General features: G+C 64.4%; 11 protein-coding genes. 8 read left to right on the top strand and 3 right to left on the bottom strand.

What is annotated here, in order from left to right; genetic code table 11:
- Positions 1-83: 83 nt before the first annotated feature.
- On the top strand, positions 84-626 hold the full coding sequence (locus tag L6637_RS11710; RefSeq protein ID WP_237870758.1) for a MarR family winged helix-turn-helix transcriptional regulator: 543 nt from the start codon (positions 84-86) through the stop codon (positions 624-626).
- Between the two features lie 351 nt (positions 627-977).
- Here L6637_RS11710 and L6637_RS11705 read toward each other — a convergent pair whose 3' ends face one another.
- Positions 978-1,556: a LabA-like NYN domain-containing protein gene (locus L6637_RS11705; RefSeq protein ID WP_237870756.1), complete on the bottom strand. Its 579-nt coding sequence runs from the start codon at positions 1,554-1,556 to the stop codon at positions 978-980.
- 470 nt (positions 1,557-2,026) lie between these two features.
- Entirely contained in the window at positions 2,027-2,845 is an 819-nt protein-coding gene (locus L6637_RS11700; RefSeq protein WP_237870754.1) for an N-acyl homoserine lactonase family protein, read from the bottom strand.
- A 364-nt stretch (positions 2,846-3,209) separates the two neighbouring features.
- Between L6637_RS11700 and L6637_RS11695 the strand changes: the two genes are divergently transcribed.
- The 5 genes from L6637_RS11695 to L6637_RS42795 all read left to right on the top strand — a co-directional run bounded on the left by L6637_RS11695 (position 3,210) and on the right by L6637_RS42795 (position 10,148).
- On the top strand, positions 3,210-4,748 hold the full coding sequence (locus L6637_RS11695; RefSeq protein ID WP_237870752.1) for a caspase family protein: 1,539 nt from the start codon (positions 3,210-3,212) through the stop codon (positions 4,746-4,748).
- Between the two features lie 138 nt (positions 4,749-4,886).
- Entirely contained in the window at positions 4,887-5,558 is a 672-nt protein-coding gene (locus L6637_RS11690) for an OmpA family protein (RefSeq protein ID WP_237864319.1), read from the top strand.
- Between the two features lie 144 nt (positions 5,559-5,702).
- Positions 5,703-6,632, top strand: a complete 930-nt coding sequence (locus L6637_RS11685) for an RND family efflux transporter (RefSeq protein WP_237870750.1) — start codon at positions 5,703-5,705, stop codon at positions 6,630-6,632.
- Positions 6,632-9,781: an efflux RND transporter permease subunit gene (locus L6637_RS11680; RefSeq protein ID WP_237864321.1), complete on the top strand. Its 3,150-nt coding sequence runs from the start codon at positions 6,632-6,634 to the stop codon at positions 9,779-9,781. The genes L6637_RS11685 and L6637_RS11680 overlap by 1 nt, the downstream gene beginning before the upstream one ends.
- Complete coding sequence (locus L6637_RS42795) at positions 9,696-10,148, top strand: DUF6883 domain-containing protein (protein WP_377802786.1); 453 nt, start codon at positions 9,696-9,698, stop codon at positions 10,146-10,148. Before L6637_RS11680 ends, L6637_RS42795 begins: the two co-directional genes overlap by 86 nt.
- A gap of 36 nt (positions 10,149-10,184) precedes the next feature.
- Here L6637_RS42795 and L6637_RS11675 read toward each other — a convergent pair whose 3' ends face one another.
- A complete protein-coding gene (locus L6637_RS11675; protein WP_237864322.1) occupies positions 10,185-10,859 on the bottom strand; it encodes a Crp/Fnr family transcriptional regulator in 675 nt (224 codons plus the stop codon).
- A gap of 235 nt (positions 10,860-11,094) precedes the next feature.
- Between L6637_RS11675 and L6637_RS11670 the strand changes: the two genes are divergently transcribed.
- Both L6637_RS11670 and L6637_RS11665 read left to right on the top strand, forming a co-directional pair.
- Positions 11,095-13,152: an AsmA family protein gene (locus L6637_RS11670; RefSeq protein ID WP_237864323.1), complete on the top strand. Its 2,058-nt coding sequence runs from the start codon at positions 11,095-11,097 to the stop codon at positions 13,150-13,152.
- A gap of 257 nt (positions 13,153-13,409) precedes the next feature.
- Positions 13,410-15,857: an adenylate/guanylate cyclase domain-containing protein gene (locus tag L6637_RS11665; RefSeq protein WP_237864324.1), complete on the top strand. Its 2,448-nt coding sequence runs from the start codon at positions 13,410-13,412 to the stop codon at positions 15,855-15,857.
- Positions 15,858-15,891: the final 34 nt, after the last annotated feature.

Here is a 15,891-nt window from a genome sequence, read left to right as displayed (position 1 = left end):
GGACTGATCTGCTAGATAGTCTCATGTGCAACTATTTTGGACCGGAGCCGGCCGGCCGTCAACTGGAATTCGGAGCGCTCTTCTTGGCAAGGACATCAAGCGACATCGCGCTGAAGACAAGGGAAGCTGGCGAGGCTTCCCCACGGCCGAGATCGCGGCTCGATCTGTTCAAGTTCGTGCCGTTCCGCCTCAACCGGCTCGCGGCGGAGGTCAGCTCGGCGCTCGCGGTGGAATATCAGGAACGTCACGGCCTCGACATTCCGGCCTGGCGCGTGATCGCAACGCTTGGCTTCCGCAACGATGCCTGTAGCGCGCAATACATCTCGCAATGTACCCGCACGCATAAGTCGACGATCAGCCGGGCGGTGACCATGCTGTTGCAGAACGGGTTGATCGAGCGGGTCGAGAACGAAGCCGACCGCCGCGAATTCCGCTTGCAACTGACGAAGAAGGGCCGCGCGCTTTACGAGGAGCTGTTCCCGCAATTGTTGCGGCGAGAAGACGAGATCCTCGCCTGCCTCTCCGCACAGGAGCGCAAGCAGCTCTCGGCGCTGCTTGGCAAGATCGAGGAGAGTCTCGACCTGATCCAGACCAGCGAAGAGGCCGACGCCAAGCAGGCGTATTAGAGCGCGCACGCATAGAGGCGCAGGCGCCTTCATCAGTTGGGAAGGCTTGGTAGGCTCGTGAAGGCACTGGCTTATATCGCGGCGCTACTTGTGGCGTTTGCCGCAACGCGCGCGTACGCCGCTGACATAGGTTGTAGAAACGCATTAGGGCCGCCGACGAATGTCAGCGGCCCTTCCGGGTCAAATGATACCGTGCTCAAATCAGCCCCGGCATTTATTTATCGCCGTCCCTTTTTTGCACGGCCTTGATTCAGCGCAAATTCAACTCTCGTCTGGGGACTGCAATTTGCGCGGTGACGGGCAACCCGCCGTAGCTGGCCTCGATTTCGGAAGCACAGCGTAGCTCCCCACTCAGCGGTTTGGACTTCGGGGGCGATTTTGATCTGGGGAGCGGTCGGCGGAAATGCGGGCAATGCGGGGGCGCAGCTCGGCAAGGTCCAAGAAGACATCAGCTTGTCGACGAAGCTCGTCTGCAATCATTGGTGACTGGATCTCTATCGTCGAAACCACCGTAACATGGACCCCGCGCCGCTGCACTGCCTCGACCAACGGACGAAAATCGCGATCGCCGGAAAATAGCACCATTTGGTCGAGATGCTCGGCAAGCTCCATGGCATGCACGGCAAGTTCGATGTCCATGCTGCCCTTGGTCTTGCGACGTCCGTTGGCGTCGATAAACTCCTTGGCCGGCTTGGTGACGACAGTGTAGCCGTTGTAGTCCAACCAATCGATCAACGGGCGAATCGAAGAGAACTGCTCCTGATTATCGATGACGGCAGTGTAATAGAACGCGCGAAGAAGCGTCCCTTGGACCTGAAACTCCTCCAACAGTCGCTTGTAGTCGACATCGAAACCAAGAGCTTTCGCGGTCGCGAAGAGATTCGCACCGTCGATGAACAATGCGATGTCGCTTGGCTTAACGGATGACATGAAGCGATACTCCGGCCCTGCGATCGATTGTCGATGCGCATTTGCGAGGTCGATCTGGGTTGAGGCAGGAGCCGCGATTCGCGGCCTATCAAAAAGTCCGGCGCCATCCACCACGCGTCCGGGGAGGCGCGCAGTTCGCCACCGCAAGCAACAGCAACACGCTAACGTGTCTTTCCGCTTGCGAGTCTAGCCCGCACGAAATTGAGCGCGGCGGGCATTTGGTAACAAAGCTAACTAAGTGAGAGTCGTTCACTTTCAAAGAATAGAAGTACGTGACGTTACGCCGCACCAGCCGGCGCTGGAGAAATCGCAGGTCAGCCAAACCACTCTATCACTCAGCGCGTGCGGACTTCTGCTCCTGGCCCGACTCTGACCTTCCGCGATGCTGGTTTGCGCGCTGCTTTCATGAGCACAGCGGACATCGGGGCGCCTGTAAGCTTAAGGCTCACAAGGACACGCCCGGGATTCCGTCACTTCGCAAACGATCGCGTCGGCGGCAGATGCAGCGCCCAGGCATCGACCTTGTCGCTCGCCCGCGGATAGATCTCGGTGACGACAGGATCGTGGCCGGGAATGTAGCGGTCGGGATGACCGGCGAGACGTTCGATCGTCTCCCAGCCGAGTGCCATGTCGCCGACATTGTAGACGATCGGGAATGGGCTCCTGCGCTGCAGGTTGGCGTAATAATGCGCGGCATCGGAAGCCAGCACCACCGGCCCGCGCGCGGTCTCGACCTTGACCACCTGCAAGCCGTCGGAGTGACCGCCGACGCGGTGAACGGTCACCCCGGGCGCGACCTCGCCGTCGCCGGAATAGAAGGTGACGCGCTCGCCATAGACGTGGCGCACCATCTGGGTGACGTGCTCGACCGAGAACGGATGTCGCAGCAGTCCGTTGCACATGCAGCGGCCCGTCGCGTAAGCCATCTCGCGCTCCTGGAGATGGAAGCGCGCGTTTGGGAAGCGATCGAGATTTCCGGCGTGGTCATAGTGCAAATGCGTGACGATCACGTCGCGGATACTCGAAACCGGGACGCCAAAGCGCTCCAGCGCATCGACCGGATTGAGCGTCAGCTTGCGCGCACGCAAGGACGCTTCCTCGGCATTGAAGCCGGTATCGACCAGGATATCGCGGCCCTGCCCGCGGATCAGCCAAACGAAGTAGTCGAGGTCCTGCGCCGCGCTGTCATGCGGGTCGGGTGCCAGAAAATTCATGCTGGGCGTGCGCGGCGACATCGTCGCATAGCGCAGGGCGTAGATTTCGTAGGCGTTTCCCTCTGGCTTGCTCATGGCTTTGATCCCGGCTTTTGCTTTTCTGAGTGGACCTTGGCGCACCAAGCCATCGCCCGCCGCAAAGGTCAAACCTCGCGGTTGCGGCGAACCCGGCAGCAATGTGAGACCAATCACATTTTCGTCGCGAGTGCCGGCCTAACATGGCAGCCGGAACCCTGAACGAGACCGCGTCGAGTGATGCCGTGAGATCAGATCTATTCCCCTCGCCCCCGGCCTGCGCCTCGCGGTCAATTGTCGCGATAGTGCAGAATCTCCAAGCGGTTGACGCCCCCGCTCCCCGGTTTGATAATGCACTTTGCGTAAGTTAAGGTCGCCGCGGCGCAAGCTGGAACGGCGCCTTTTTGGCTGGACCGCGCTGATTATGAAAACTCGCTTCCTTTTTCTTCTGCCATTGCTTGCCTTGTTCGTCCCGACCGCTGCGTCGCATGCGGCCGGCGACCGCTTCGCGCTGGTCATCGGCAATGCCAAATATCCGGATGCCGACAGCCCGCTGAAGGAGCCGATCAACGACGCCCGCGATGTCGCCGACGAGCTCAAGCGCGATGGCTTTACGGTCGAGGTCGGCGAGAACCTGACCGGCGACGGCATGCGCCGCGCCTTCGACAAGCTCTATGGCAAGATCAAGCCCGGCTCCGTGGCGCTGGTGTTCTACAGCGGCTTCGGCATCCAGTCGGCGCGCCAGAGCTACATGATCCCGGTCGATGCACAGATCTGGACCGAGTCCGATGTCCGACGCGACGGGTTCAGCATCGAGGCCATCCTGGGCGAGCTCAACACCCGCGGCGCCGGCGTCAAGATCGCGCTGGTCGATGCCTCGAGGCGCAACCCGTTCGAGCGCCGATTCCGCAGCTTTTCGGCTGGCCTGACGCCGGTGATCGCACCGAACGGCACGCTCGTGATGTATTCGGCCGCACTGGCATCTGTCGTGTCGGATGCCGGCGGCGACCACAGCCTGTTCGTCCAGGAGCTGCTCAAGGAAATCCGCGTCCCCGACCTGATGGCGGAGGAAACGCTGAACCGCACCAAGATGGGCGTCACCCGCGCCTCGCGCGGCGAGCAGGTGCCGTGGATATCGTCCTCGCTTGCGGAGGATTTCTCGTTCATTCCGAGTCCGAACGGCTCGCGCCCGACGGCGACGATAGCGCCAACGATGCCGCCACCGGCGCCTCCGCCAGCGCCGCCAGCGGTCGCCAACAACCCGCCGGCGCCGCCTCCAGTTCCACCGGCGTCACCGGCGCCGGTAGCTTCGAACAATCCGCCGGCGCCGCCCGCCCCTCCGTCACCGCCGCCGGTGCCGAAGCCGCAGGTGGATGCCGCGCTGCCTCCACCGCCCCCGCCGGTCAAACCGGCCGAGCCTGCGCCACCGACAAATGCGGACGGCGGCCCGAGCGCGGCTGCGCTGCAGGAAGATCCCACCATCAAGGGTCTGACGGCAAAGATCGCCGCCAATCCTGACGACGTGAACGCGCTGTACCGGCGAGGCCAGGTCTATGCCAGCAAGGGGGCCTACACCCTCGCCATCAAGGATTTCGACGACACGCTGCGGATCAATGCGAAGGACGTCGAGGCCCTGAACAATCGCTGCTGGACCCGCACCGTGGTGGGCGACCTCCAGGGCGCGCTCAAAGATTGCAACGAGGCGCTGCGGCTGCGGCCGAATTTCGTCGATGCACTGGATAGCCGCGGGCTGGTGAACCTCAAATCGGGAGCGGTGAAGAACGCCATCGCCGATTTCGACGCCGCCTTGCGGATCAATCCGCGCCTGACCTCCTCGCTCTACGGCCGCGGCGTGGCCAAGCAGCGCAACGGCTCGGCCCAGGAAGGCTCGCTCGACATCGCCAATGCCAAGGCGATGGATCCGAACATCGTGCAGGAATTCGCAAGTTACGGAGTGCGTTGATATTTTTTTGATTTCAGGCAGGCGGCGCCTCGAACCCATGGCGCCCGGCCAAGACTAATCAACGGATGCCGGAGGCCCTGCCGTGGGGCCTGTTGCCGGAATTTGGAACCGCGCGGGCTCGCACAGGAGGGACTGACAATGAGATTGGCTGCAAAGGGACTGACCGCACTCCTCTCCGTCATCACCGTCAGTGCCGCCCTGTCGCTGACACTCCCTCCCGCCTTCGCCGGCGACGACGGCAACAGCAAGAACGTCACCGAGGACGAGATTGTCCGTGCCCTGGCACCGCCGCCGAAAAAGCCTCTGACTCGCGGCCTCTCGATCGGCCCGCAGGCGGATCCGGTCCCGAATGCGACGGAAACCAAGCTGATCCAGTCAGTCCGCGGCCGCGCCACCCGTTCGCTCTCCTCGACCGAGCGCGAGGAGATCGCAACCGCCGCCAAGGACAAGCCCAATATCGATCTCGAAATCACCTTCGACTACAACTCGGCCGATATCAGCGCCAAGTCGCTGCCTTCGGTGCAGGCGCTGGGGCGCGCGCTGACCAGCCCCGACCTCAAGGGCTCGACCTTCGTGGTCGCAGGCCACACCGACGCCGCCGGCGGCGAGAGCTATAATCAGGACCTGTCGGAACGCCGGGCGGATTCGATCAAGCGCTATCTCGTCGAGAAGTACAGCATCGCCGCGACCGACCTCGTCACCGTCGGCTATGGCAAGAGCAAGCTGAAGGATCCGAGCCAGCCGATGGCCGAGGTGAACCGCCGCGTGCAGGTCGTAAATATGGAAAACAAGACCACCGCATCGAAGTGACTACGACGTGAATCCGTTGAAGTGACAAGTGCTGATGTGGTGTAAACTATTGGTCCCAGCGCGCGTCCCGCAGCCCTGCGGGACGCCGCTTCGTTTCAGGGATTCGTTCCCGACAACCTCGAGCCAGGCCAGGATGATCCGGCGATGAACATCTCCGAATATCTCAAGCCTGCGGGAACCGTGGCGTTCATCCTTGCGCTCGGCGTCGGCTATTACTGGTTCGAGCATCGGCATCGCCCTGAAGCGAAGGAAACGCCGGGCGAGGCGCTCGTCATCGTGACGAAGTCGACCAATGCCTGCTTCTCCGACCTCGTGCGAGTGACCGGCTTCTTCGTGCCGAGGCGCGAGGCCGTGGTCATGGCCGACCAGGAGGGATCGAAGGTCACCGACCTGTTCGTCACCGAGGGCACCCTCGTCACCGAGAACCAGGAGCTGGCGCGCCTCACGGCACCGCCGCAGATTCCGGGCCAGCCGCAACGGCCGGGGCCTCAGGGTCCGATTTCGCTGAAAGCGCCCGCGCCGGGTCTCATCACGGAAGTGCGCACCGTCGTGGGTGCCCCGGCCTCGCCCCAGGCCGGACCGATGTTCCGCATCGCCGTCAACAACGAGATCGAGCTGGATGCGCAGGTCCCGGCCGTGCACATGCCGAAGCTCAGCACCGGCGCCACGGTGCGGATCAGCCGGGACGATGCCGCCGATCTGATCGGCCGGGTCCGCCTGGTCGCGCCCGAGATCGATCGCGCCACCCAGCTCGGCCGCGTCCGCATCAGCGTGACCAATAACCCCTCGCTGAAGGTCGGCGTGTTTGCCCGCGCCTCCATCGACGCCAAGCGAAGCTGCGGCGTCGCGGTTCCCAAGACCGCGATCGACCATCTCACCGTCCAGGTGGTCAAAGGCAATGTCGTCGAGACGCGAAGGGTGCGCGTCGGGCTGACATCGGACAGCCAGACGGAAATCCTCGAAGGGGTCGAGGTCGGCGAGATCGTCGTCGCCGACGCCGGCTCTTCGCTGCATGACGGCGACCAGATCAAGACCATGTTCGCCGATGAACTCGATCGCACGCGGGTACGCTAATGGCTCTCAATATCTCGGCATGGTCGATCCGCAATCCGCTGCCGTCGGTGGTGTTCTCGATCATCCTCTTGATCCTCGGCTGGACCTCCTTCACCAAGCTCGCCATCACCCGGCTGCCTTCGGCGGATATTCCGGTGATCTCGGTCGCTGTCTCGCAATTCGGCGCCGCGCCGGCGGAGCTCGAATCGCAGGTGACCAAGACGGTTGAAGACGCCGTCTCCGGCGTCGAGGGCGTCAGGCACATCACTTCCTCGATCACCGACGGCGTGTCGATCACCACCATCCAGTTCGCGCTGGAGACCAACACCGATCGCGCGCTCAACGACGTCAAGGATGCGGTGACGCGGGTGCGCTCGAACCTGCCGCAGAACGTCACCGAGCCGCTGATCCAGCGCGTCGACGTGATCGGCTTGCCGATCGTGACCTATGCGGCGATCTCGCCCGGCAAGACGCCGGAGCAGCTCTCTTACTTCGTCGACGACGTGGTCAAGCGCGCGCTGCAAGGTGTGCGCGGCGTCGCCCAAGTCGAGCGCATCGGCGGTGTCGAGCGCGAGATCCTGGTCTCGCTCGATCCCGATCGCCTGCAGGCGATGGGGCTGACGGCCGTCAACGTCAGCCAGAGCCTGCGCGGCACCAATGTCGACGTTGCCGGCGGCCGCGCCGAGATCGGCAAGAACGACCAGGCGATCCGGACGCTGGCCGGCGCCAAGACGCTCAGCGACCTCGCCGGAACCATGGTTCCGCTGTTCGGCGGCGGCGAGGTCCGGCTCGACGATCTCGGCACTGTGACCGACACGATCGCCGATCGCCGCACCTTCGCCCGCTTCAACGGCGAGCCGGTCGTTGCGCTCGGCATCAAGCGCTCCAAGGGCGCCAGCGACGTAAAGGTCGCCGAGGCCGTGCAGAAGCGCATCGACGCGCTCAAGGCCGCCTATCCCGATGTCGACCTCAAGCTGATCGACACCTCGGTCGAATACACCAACGGCAATTACGAAGCGGCGATCTCGACCTTGTTCGAGGGCGCTATCCTCGCCGTCGTCATCGTGCTGCTGTTCCTGCGCGACCTGCGCGCCACCATCATTGCCGCGGTCTCGCTGCCGCTGTCGATTTTCCCGGCCTTCTGGGCGATGGACATCCTCGGCTTCTCGCTCAACCTCGTCAGCTTCCTCGCCATCACGCTGTCGACGGGTATCCTGGTCGACGACGCCATCGTCGAGATCGAGAACATCGTGCGGCACATGAACATGGGCAAATCGCCCTACCGTGCCGCACTGGAAGCCGCCGACGAGATCGGCCTCGCCGTGATCGCGATCTCGCTGACCATCATCGCGATCTTCGCGCCCGCAAGCTTCATGTCTGGTATCGCCGGACAGTTCTTCAAACAGTTCGGCATCACCGTCTCGGTGCAGGTGTTCTTCTCGCTGCTCGCCGCACGCTTCGTCACGCCGATGCTGGCGGCCTATTTCCTCAAGCACGGCCATCACGAAGAGCCGCCGCCCGGCCGCATCCTGCGGACCTATCACAGCCTCGTCTCGTGGTCGGTGAAGCACTATTTCATCACCGTGCTGATCGGCTTCGGCATCTTCGCGGCCTCGATCTGGAGTATCACGCTGCTGCCGCAGGGCTTCCTGCCGGCGCAGGACAGCGCCCGTTCCCTGCTCGCCCTCGAACTGCCTCCGGGCACGCAACTCGCCTATACCGAGAAAGTCACCGAGGACATCGTCGCGCGCCTGCGCCAGCGGCCCGAAGTGAAGAGCATCTTCGTCGACGGCGGCCGCGTTCCACCGGGCACGCAGGAGGTCCGGCGCGCCTCCCTGATCATCAATTACACACCCAAGAACGACCGCAAGATCACCCAGCGCGAGCTCGAATTTTCGATCAGCCAGGAGCTGGAGAACGTTCCCGATATCCGTTTCTGGTTCCTGGACGAGAACGGCCTGCGCGCGATCTCGCTGGTCGTGACCGGTGTCGACCCCAACATCGTCAACAACGTCGCCAGCGAGCTCGCGACGCAGATGAAGCGGATTCCGACCATCTCCGACGTCATCTCGGAAACCTCGCTGGAACGTCCCGAGCTGCGCATCGAGCCGCGCGCCGATCTCGCCGCGCGGCTCGGCGTCTCGACCGAAAGCCTGTCGCAGACCATCCGTGTCGCGACCATCGGCGACGTCGGGCCGGCGCTCGCCAAGTTCGACGTCGGCGACCGCCTGGTGCCGATCCGCGTGCAGCTCGAGGATGCCGCCCGCGGCAATCTCAAGACGCTCGAGCAGCTACGCGTGCCGCTCGGGGAGCACGGCGAGAAGGGCGGCGTGCCGCTCGCCGTCATCGCCGATGTCAAGCTCGATCAGGGCCCGACCAGCATCAACCGTTACGATCGCGAGCGGCAGGCCACCGTCGCCGCCGACCTCGTCGGCTCCGCGGCGCTCGGCGATGCCACCAAGAAGATCTACGAACTGCCCGTCATGAAGAGCCTGCCGAAGGGCGTTAAGGTCTCCCCCTCGGGCGACGCCGAAAGCCTCAACGAGCTCTCCGACGGCTTCGCCACGGCGATCACGGCCGGCCTGATGATGGTCTATGCGGTGCTGGTGCTGCTGTTCGGCACCTTCCTGCAGCCGATCACCATCCTGTTCTCGTTGCCGCTCTCGATCGGCGGCGCGATTGCAGCGCTGCTCGTCACCGGCAAGCAGCTCACGACGCCGGTGTGGATCGGCATCCTGATGCTGATGGGCATCGTCACCAAGAACGCGATCATGCTGGTGGAGTTCGCGATCGAGGCGATCCGCGACGGCAAGCCACGCGACGAGGCGATGATCGACGCCGGCATGAAACGCGCCCGCCCGATCGTAATGACCACGATCGCGATGGCCGCCGGCATGATGCCGAGCGCGCTCGCGGTCGGCGCCGGCGGCGAGTTCCGTTCGCCGATGGCGCTCGCGGTGATCGGCGGTCTGATCTTCTCGACCATCCTGTCGCTGGTGTTCGTGCCCGCGATGTTCATGGTGATGGACGATGTCGGCGCGCTGATCTGGCGCTTCGGCAAGCGGCTGATCGTGCACAGTGCGGATGCAGAGACGGACGACCATCACGGCGCCGCGCCGGCGGAAGCGCCGCCGATGCCGAAGAGCATGGTCCATCCGGCGGCGGAGTAGAACTCAGCGAGAGCGGAACACGGTTGCCGTGGTGATCCGTATCCCGAATGGCGAAAGAGCTACAGTCGACATTCGGAAGATCGAGGATTACTGCCTAAATCCCTTGCATCCGCATGGCCGACACAAGGCAAGAGTTTTCCGGCACGCACTCGATCTCCAACGGGGCGACGCACAATGGCTTCGCGATGCGCTGCTTGACGCTGCAGCTTCTGGCGATGCGTCCGAGACTACGGCAGATCGCTGGGGCAGCCGCTGGCGAATGGACGTCTTGCTCAGCCGACATCGGAAGCAGGCGCCGGTAAGATCTGCCTGGATCATAAGGGCCGACGACGACCGACCGACATTCGTCACCTGTTGGGTACTATGATGAGCGCGACAAGCGGCGGAAGTAGCCTAGCTGCCCCTACTCGTTCCGCGCGATCGCCGTCAGCTTGGTCATGTTCCTGAGCAGGATCCGCCCGCGCTGGAGATCCAGGATCGCTTCCTTGCGCCAGGCCTGAAGCTGGCGGTTGACGCTCTCGCGGGCGGCGCCGACGAAGACGCCGAGTTGCTCCTGCGAGATGTGCACCTCGGAGCCGAAATCGGCGGCAAGCGCGCAGAGCCGCCGCGCCAGCCGCACCGGCAACGGCTGCAGCATCGACTCTTCCATGCGCTCGCTCTGCCAGCGGATGCGCTGGCACAATAGCGCGATGATCTTGATCGCGACCTTCGGCTCGCGCTCGAGGAAGGCGAGGAAGTCTTCGCGCCGCAGCACGAACAATTCGCTCACCTCGCCCGCGGTCGCATCCGCTGTGCGGCTCTGGCCGTCGAGCACCGCGACTTCGCCGAACAAATCGCCCGGACCCATGAAATTCAGCGTCAGCCGACTGCCGTCGGAGGCGCCTGTCTCGATGCGGACCTGGCCGCGGCGCACCCCGAACAGGGCGTCGCCCGGGTCACCCTTCTGGAACAGCACCTCACCATTCGCCAGATGCTGGGTGTGGCAGAGGTTGGACAAACGCTGGAGTTCGTCCACGCCGAGATCGGCGAACATGGCATTCATTTTCAGAATGACCGCAAATTCGGCCTGCTTGCTCATTTCAACGTCCTTGTGAATTTACTCGTCAATTGCCAGGGCAAATCGCTTGGAAGCATGAACGTCAGAATCGCGTAAAACCGCGCCGGAGAAGTGTGTCATAAGTCACATAACTTTGCAGCACCTCCCGATTATTTTTAGTCGCTTGGAGCGGCTTCCCGTCCCGGGATAAACTCAGGCGCAAAGGACGGGTCATCCGCCGGTTGCGACGCCGCCCGTCCGTGGTTGGAAAGTCGACATGAGAGCAGTGAAATTCGCCGGCGCGGCGGTGGCCGCGATCATCATCGTGATCGTCCTCCTGCTGGTGATCGGGGTTCCCTCGGGCTTTTTGACTGCGACGATCGCCTCGCGGGTCGAGCAGGCGACCGGATATCGGCTGTCGATCGACGGAACCACGAAGATCAGCCTGTGGCCGACGCTGAACGTCACGCTGAACGACCTCACGCTTGCCGATCCCAAAGACCGCAGCGGCATTGCACGCGTGACGATCGACACCGTGCAGGCCGACATGTCGCTCGCAAGCGTGTGGTCGGGTCATCCCGAGATCAGCGAGATCATCGTCAGCCATCCTGTGCTGTACCAGCCGCTGCTGCGTGAGCGCCTGCCCAATACGGATGCATCGCCAAAGCCGCTCGCGCTCGACACGGACGGCGCAACCATCAACCGCGTAAAGATCGTCAATGGCGAAGTCGCATTCTCGCGCGCACGCGATCGCGTCGAAGGCCGCATCAGCGCGATCAACGCGGACATCGTCGCCGGTCAGGACCGCAAGGTCAATATCGCAGGTACCGCGCGCGTTGGCGAACACCCGACCAAGTTCGACATCAAGGCGACCACCCCGGCGCCCCCGATCGAGCGGCAGACCGTCCCGGTGGATTTCGCCGTCGACATGCCCGATGTGCTGAAGTCGCAGCTGGCCGGTCACGCCGAGCTGCGGCTGAGCGGCGCAGTCGTGATGATCAACAGCGTCAACGGCACGCTCGGCGATGGCGCCTTCAACGGTTGGGCTTCGGTCGACACCGCGAGCAAACCGCTGGTGAAGCTCGATCTCGATTTCCAGCGCCTCGCAATCCCGCTGGCGAAATCGCCTGATGGCGCGGCCGGGCAGCCCTGGAGCGATGCGCCGATCGACGTATCCGGGCTCAACTATGTCGACGCGCAGGTCAGGATCTCGGCCAACGAAGCCGTCATCGGTGATGCCCGTCTTGCGCCGCTGGCGCTCGATGCAAAGCTCGCTGGCGGCATCCTGAAGGCTGGCACCGCCAATCTCGGCGCCTATGGTGGCCAGGTGTCGGGCGAGGTGATCCTCGATGCCACTAGCGGCGCGCCGAGCTTTGCCATGCATTCCGACTTGGTCGGCGTGCGCGCGCTGCCGCTGCTCCAGGGCCTCGCCGAATTCGACCGGATCGACGGCAAGCTGCAGGCCAAGCTCGCGCTGCGCAGCGCAGGCACCAGCCAGCGCGCGCTGATGGCGAACATGCAAGGCACCGCCTTCGTCAATTTCCAGGACGGCGCCATCCGCGGCATCAATGTCGCGCAGATGATCCGCTCTCTGACCTCGGGCACGCTGACGGGCTGGCAGGACAACCAGAGCTCCGGCCAGGAGCAGAGCACGGATCTGTCGCAGCTCTCCGCCTCCTTCCGCATCGACAAGGGCCAGGCGGTGACGACCGATCTCAACCTGATCGGCCCGCTGGTGCGCGTCACCGGCGCCGGCACCATCGCGCTCGACACCAAGATGATGGGCTTTCGCGTCGAGCCGAAGCTGGTGATGACGACGGAAGGCCAGGGCCGCACCTCCGAACCTGTCGGCTTCGGCATTCCCGTGATGATCACGGGCGCCTGGTCGCAGCCGAAGATCTATCCTGACATGGCCGGCGTGCTCGACAATCCTGAAGCCGCCTATGCCAAGCTGCGTGAGATGGGCAAGGGCCTGTTCGGCCCCGACGGCGCCGGGCTCGGCAACATCCTGAACAGCTTTGGTCTCGGCGGCGCCGTGCCGGGCGCCGGCGGCAGCGCGGCCAGCAATGCCAATCCGCAAGTCCAGCAGCCGGGGCAAGGGCAGGGTCAGAACAATCTGCTCGGCGGCCAGCTGGGCGAGGCGATCGGCAATCTGATCCAGCAGGGACTCTCGAGTGGCGCCGGAAGCGGCACCGGCCGAAGCCGCAGCCTGCCGGGCAGCCCGACCACACCGGCGCCGCAGGCTTCGCCCGCCCCTCCGACCCAGGATCCGCCTCCGGCGCAGCAGGACAGCCAGCCGATGAACGACGTGATGCGGCAGCTGTTCAATCGGTGATTGGCGGACCAAGGCGTCGAACTCCGCGCGCAGCCATACACCGCCGCCCCGTCCGCTTCTTCATCCGAACGGAGGAGGGAGCCTGCCGGCTGCGACAATTCACCGCCCGGCCGGCCGTTCCAGGCATTCCCCGACGAGTAACCACACCAGCCCGTTCCTCGCCCCCTACCCGTCCAAACACCCAAATTGTGGTAGAAGGGCCATGGGGGCCGTAGGGCCCTTAGCGCCGGCGTCGGTCGCGGCGCGAGAGGATCGGGATGGCGGGAGCGAAAGACAAGACCTGGGTTCTGCGCGAGGGCCTGTTCGCCAAATATGTCGTCTCCCTCGTCGGCCTCGTCGTGTTCGTGCTCGCGGTCAACGGCGCGATGGAGACCTGGATCTCCTATCGCGCCACCAGGACACAGCTGACAGACGGGCTCGAAGACAAGGCGCAGGCCACCGCCCGGCGCATGGAGCAGTCGATCTCCGAGCTCGAGCGCCAGATCAGCTGGGTCACGGCGGCCAGCCAGGACACGCTCGAAAAGCGCCGCACAGGCTATGCCCAGCTGCTGCATCAGGTCGCGGTCGTCACCCAGCTCTACCAGCTCAACGGCGAGGGCCGCGAGGTGCTGCGCGTCTCGCGGCAGTCGACCACGACCGGCGGCAATGCCGACCTCTCCCGCGACATGCGTTTCACCGACACGGTGGCGCGCGGGGTGAGCTACTCGCCGGCTAGTTTCGTCGATGAGAGGCCGGTGATGTCGATCTCGGTGGCCCATTCCGGCTTCAATGCCGGTGTCACCGTGGCCGAGGTCGATCTCAGCTTCCTCTCCGACTACCTGTCGGACAACCAGGTCGGCAAGGCCGCCTTCGCCTATGTTGTCGATCCGCACGGCCGCGTGCTGGCGACATCGTCGAAGGGGCCCGATGTCGGCACGGACGTGTCGAAGCTGCCGCAGGTCGCAGCAGCCATCGCGCCCGGCCGCGAGCCCGACACGTCGGGCACCGACTTCAACGGCCATTCTGTGCTGACAGCCGCGAGCACGGTGCCCAAGCTCGGCTGGACGGTTTTGTTCGAGCAACCGACCACGCAGGCCTTGATGCCGATCCGCGACCAGCTCGTGCGCATCGCGCTTTTGATCGGCATGGGGCTGCTGGTCGCGATCCTCGCCGGCACGCTGCTGGCGCGTCGCATGATCATCCCGATCACCGCGCTGCGCGACGGCGCGCACAAGCTCGGCGAGGGCGACTTCAGCCACCGCATCGACGTGCATACGTCGGACGAGCTGGAAGATCTCGCCGGCCAGTTCAACCGCATGGCCGGCCAGCTCCAGGAGACCTATACGGATCTCGAGACCAAGGTCGAGGCGCGCACCCGCGACCTCGCGCAGTCGATCAACGAGCTGAAGGTGCTGGAAGAGGTCGGCCGCGCGGTCTCGTCCTCGCTCGACCTCAACGCCGTGCTGCCGACGATCGCCGCCCGGGCGCTGGAGATCAGCCATGCCGATGCGGTGCTGATCTACGGCTATGAGGCCGAGCTGCGCCGCTTCAACCTGGTCGAGGCTGACGGCATCGACAAATCGGCCGGGGGCGACCATGTCAGCATCGACGAAGGCGCGAACAATTTGAGCGATGCCGCCAAAAGCGGTGAGCCGATCGCGATCGCCGATCTCGACGATGCCGCCGAGCAGCCGCTGCGCGACGTCGCGGTCGCCGCCGGCTTCCATTCGGTGCTGGTGGTGCCGCTGGTCGATCAGCAGGGCACGCTCGGCGCGCTGGTGGTGCTGCGCCGCTCAAGCGGCGAATTCGAAGGCAGCCTCATCGGCCTGATGCGCACCTTCGCCAACCAGGCCGTGCTGGCGATGCGCAATGCGCGCCTGTTCACCGAGGTCGACCACAAGAGCCACGCGCTGGAGACGGCAAACGAGACCGTGCGCGCCCAGGCCGACCAGCTGCGCGAGCAGACCGAGCAGCTGAAGAACTGGAACAAGTCGCTCGAAGAACGTGTCGCGACCCAGCTCGGCGAGATCGAGCGCATCCGCAAGCTCGAGCGCTTCCTGGCGCCGCAGGTGGCGCAGCTGATCGCGTCCTCCGACAGCCCGGAGGGATTGCTCACCAGTCAGCGCCGCGAAGTCACGGTGGTGTTCTGCGATTTGCGCGGCTTCACCGCCTTCACGGAAGCGACCGAGCCGGAAGAGGCGATGAACGTGCTGCGCGAATATCACGCCGCGCTCGGCAAGCTGATCTTCAAGTACGAAGGCACGCTGGACAAATATGCCGGCGACGGCGTGATGATCCTGTTCAACGCGCCGATCCAGTTCGAGGACCACACCGCGCGCGCCGTGAAGATGGCGGTGGAGATGCGCGACACCATCGGTCCCTTGACCGAGCGCTGGCGCAACCGCGGGCACAGCCTCGGCTTCGGCATCGGCATCGCGCTCGGCTATGCCACGCTCGGCCAGGTCGGCTTCGAGCAGCGGCTGGAATATGCCGCGATCGGCAGCGTCACCAACCTCGCCTCCCGCCTCTGCGCCGAAGCCAAACCCAACCAGATCGTGGTCAGCCGCCGCGTCTACGGCATGGTCGAGCAATGGGTCGAGGCGCGCGCCCTCGACGATCTCCAGCTCAAGGGGTTCAATCATCCCGTGCTGGCGATGGAGATCTTGTCGTGGCGTGATGAGGTCGACAACGTCGTCGACGCGACAGCGGCACGTCGGCGAGGGTAATCATCGCCACGGAAGTCGAAAACAACCCCATGCA

This window comes from Bradyrhizobium zhengyangense (assembly GCF_022012435.1).
In the GTDB taxonomy this organism is placed as follows: Bacteria; Pseudomonadota; Alphaproteobacteria; order Rhizobiales; family Xanthobacteraceae; genus Bradyrhizobium; species Bradyrhizobium zhengyangense.
Note: the sequence above shows the minus strand (reverse complement) of the source record. Positions and strands in the feature narration are given on the sequence as shown.

Bases quoted from the DNA above. Each gene is read 5' to 3' on its own strand.
- L6637_RS11680 (WP_237864321.1), top strand. From the start codon at position 6,632: ATGGCTCTCAATATCTCGGCATGGTCGATCCGCAATCCGCTGCCGTCG.
- L6637_RS11700 (WP_237870754.1), bottom strand. From the start codon at position 2,845: ATGAGCAAGCCAGAGGGAAACGCCTACGAAATCTACGCCCTGCGCTAT.
- L6637_RS11685 (WP_237870750.1), top strand. From the start codon at position 5,703: ATGAACATCTCCGAATATCTCAAGCCTGCGGGAACCGTGGCGTTCATC.
- L6637_RS11665 (WP_237864324.1), top strand. From the start codon at position 13,410: ATGGCGGGAGCGAAAGACAAGACCTGGGTTCTGCGCGAGGGCCTGTTC.
- L6637_RS11675 (WP_237864322.1), bottom strand. From the start codon at position 10,859: ATGAGCAAGCAGGCCGAATTTGCGGTCATTCTGAAAATGAATGCCATG.
- L6637_RS42795 (WP_377802786.1), top strand. From the start codon at position 9,696: ATGCAGAGACGGACGACCATCACGGCGCCGCGCCGGCGGAAGCGCCGC.
- L6637_RS11705 (WP_237870756.1), bottom strand. From the start codon at position 1,556: ATGTCATCCGTTAAGCCAAGCGACATCGCATTGTTCATCGACGGTGCG.
- L6637_RS11695 (WP_237870752.1), top strand. From the start codon at position 3,210: ATGAAAACTCGCTTCCTTTTTCTTCTGCCATTGCTTGCCTTGTTCGTC.
- L6637_RS11690 (WP_237864319.1), top strand. From the start codon at position 4,887: ATGAGATTGGCTGCAAAGGGACTGACCGCACTCCTCTCCGTCATCACC.
- L6637_RS11670 (WP_237864323.1), top strand. From the start codon at position 11,095: ATGAGAGCAGTGAAATTCGCCGGCGCGGCGGTGGCCGCGATCATCATC.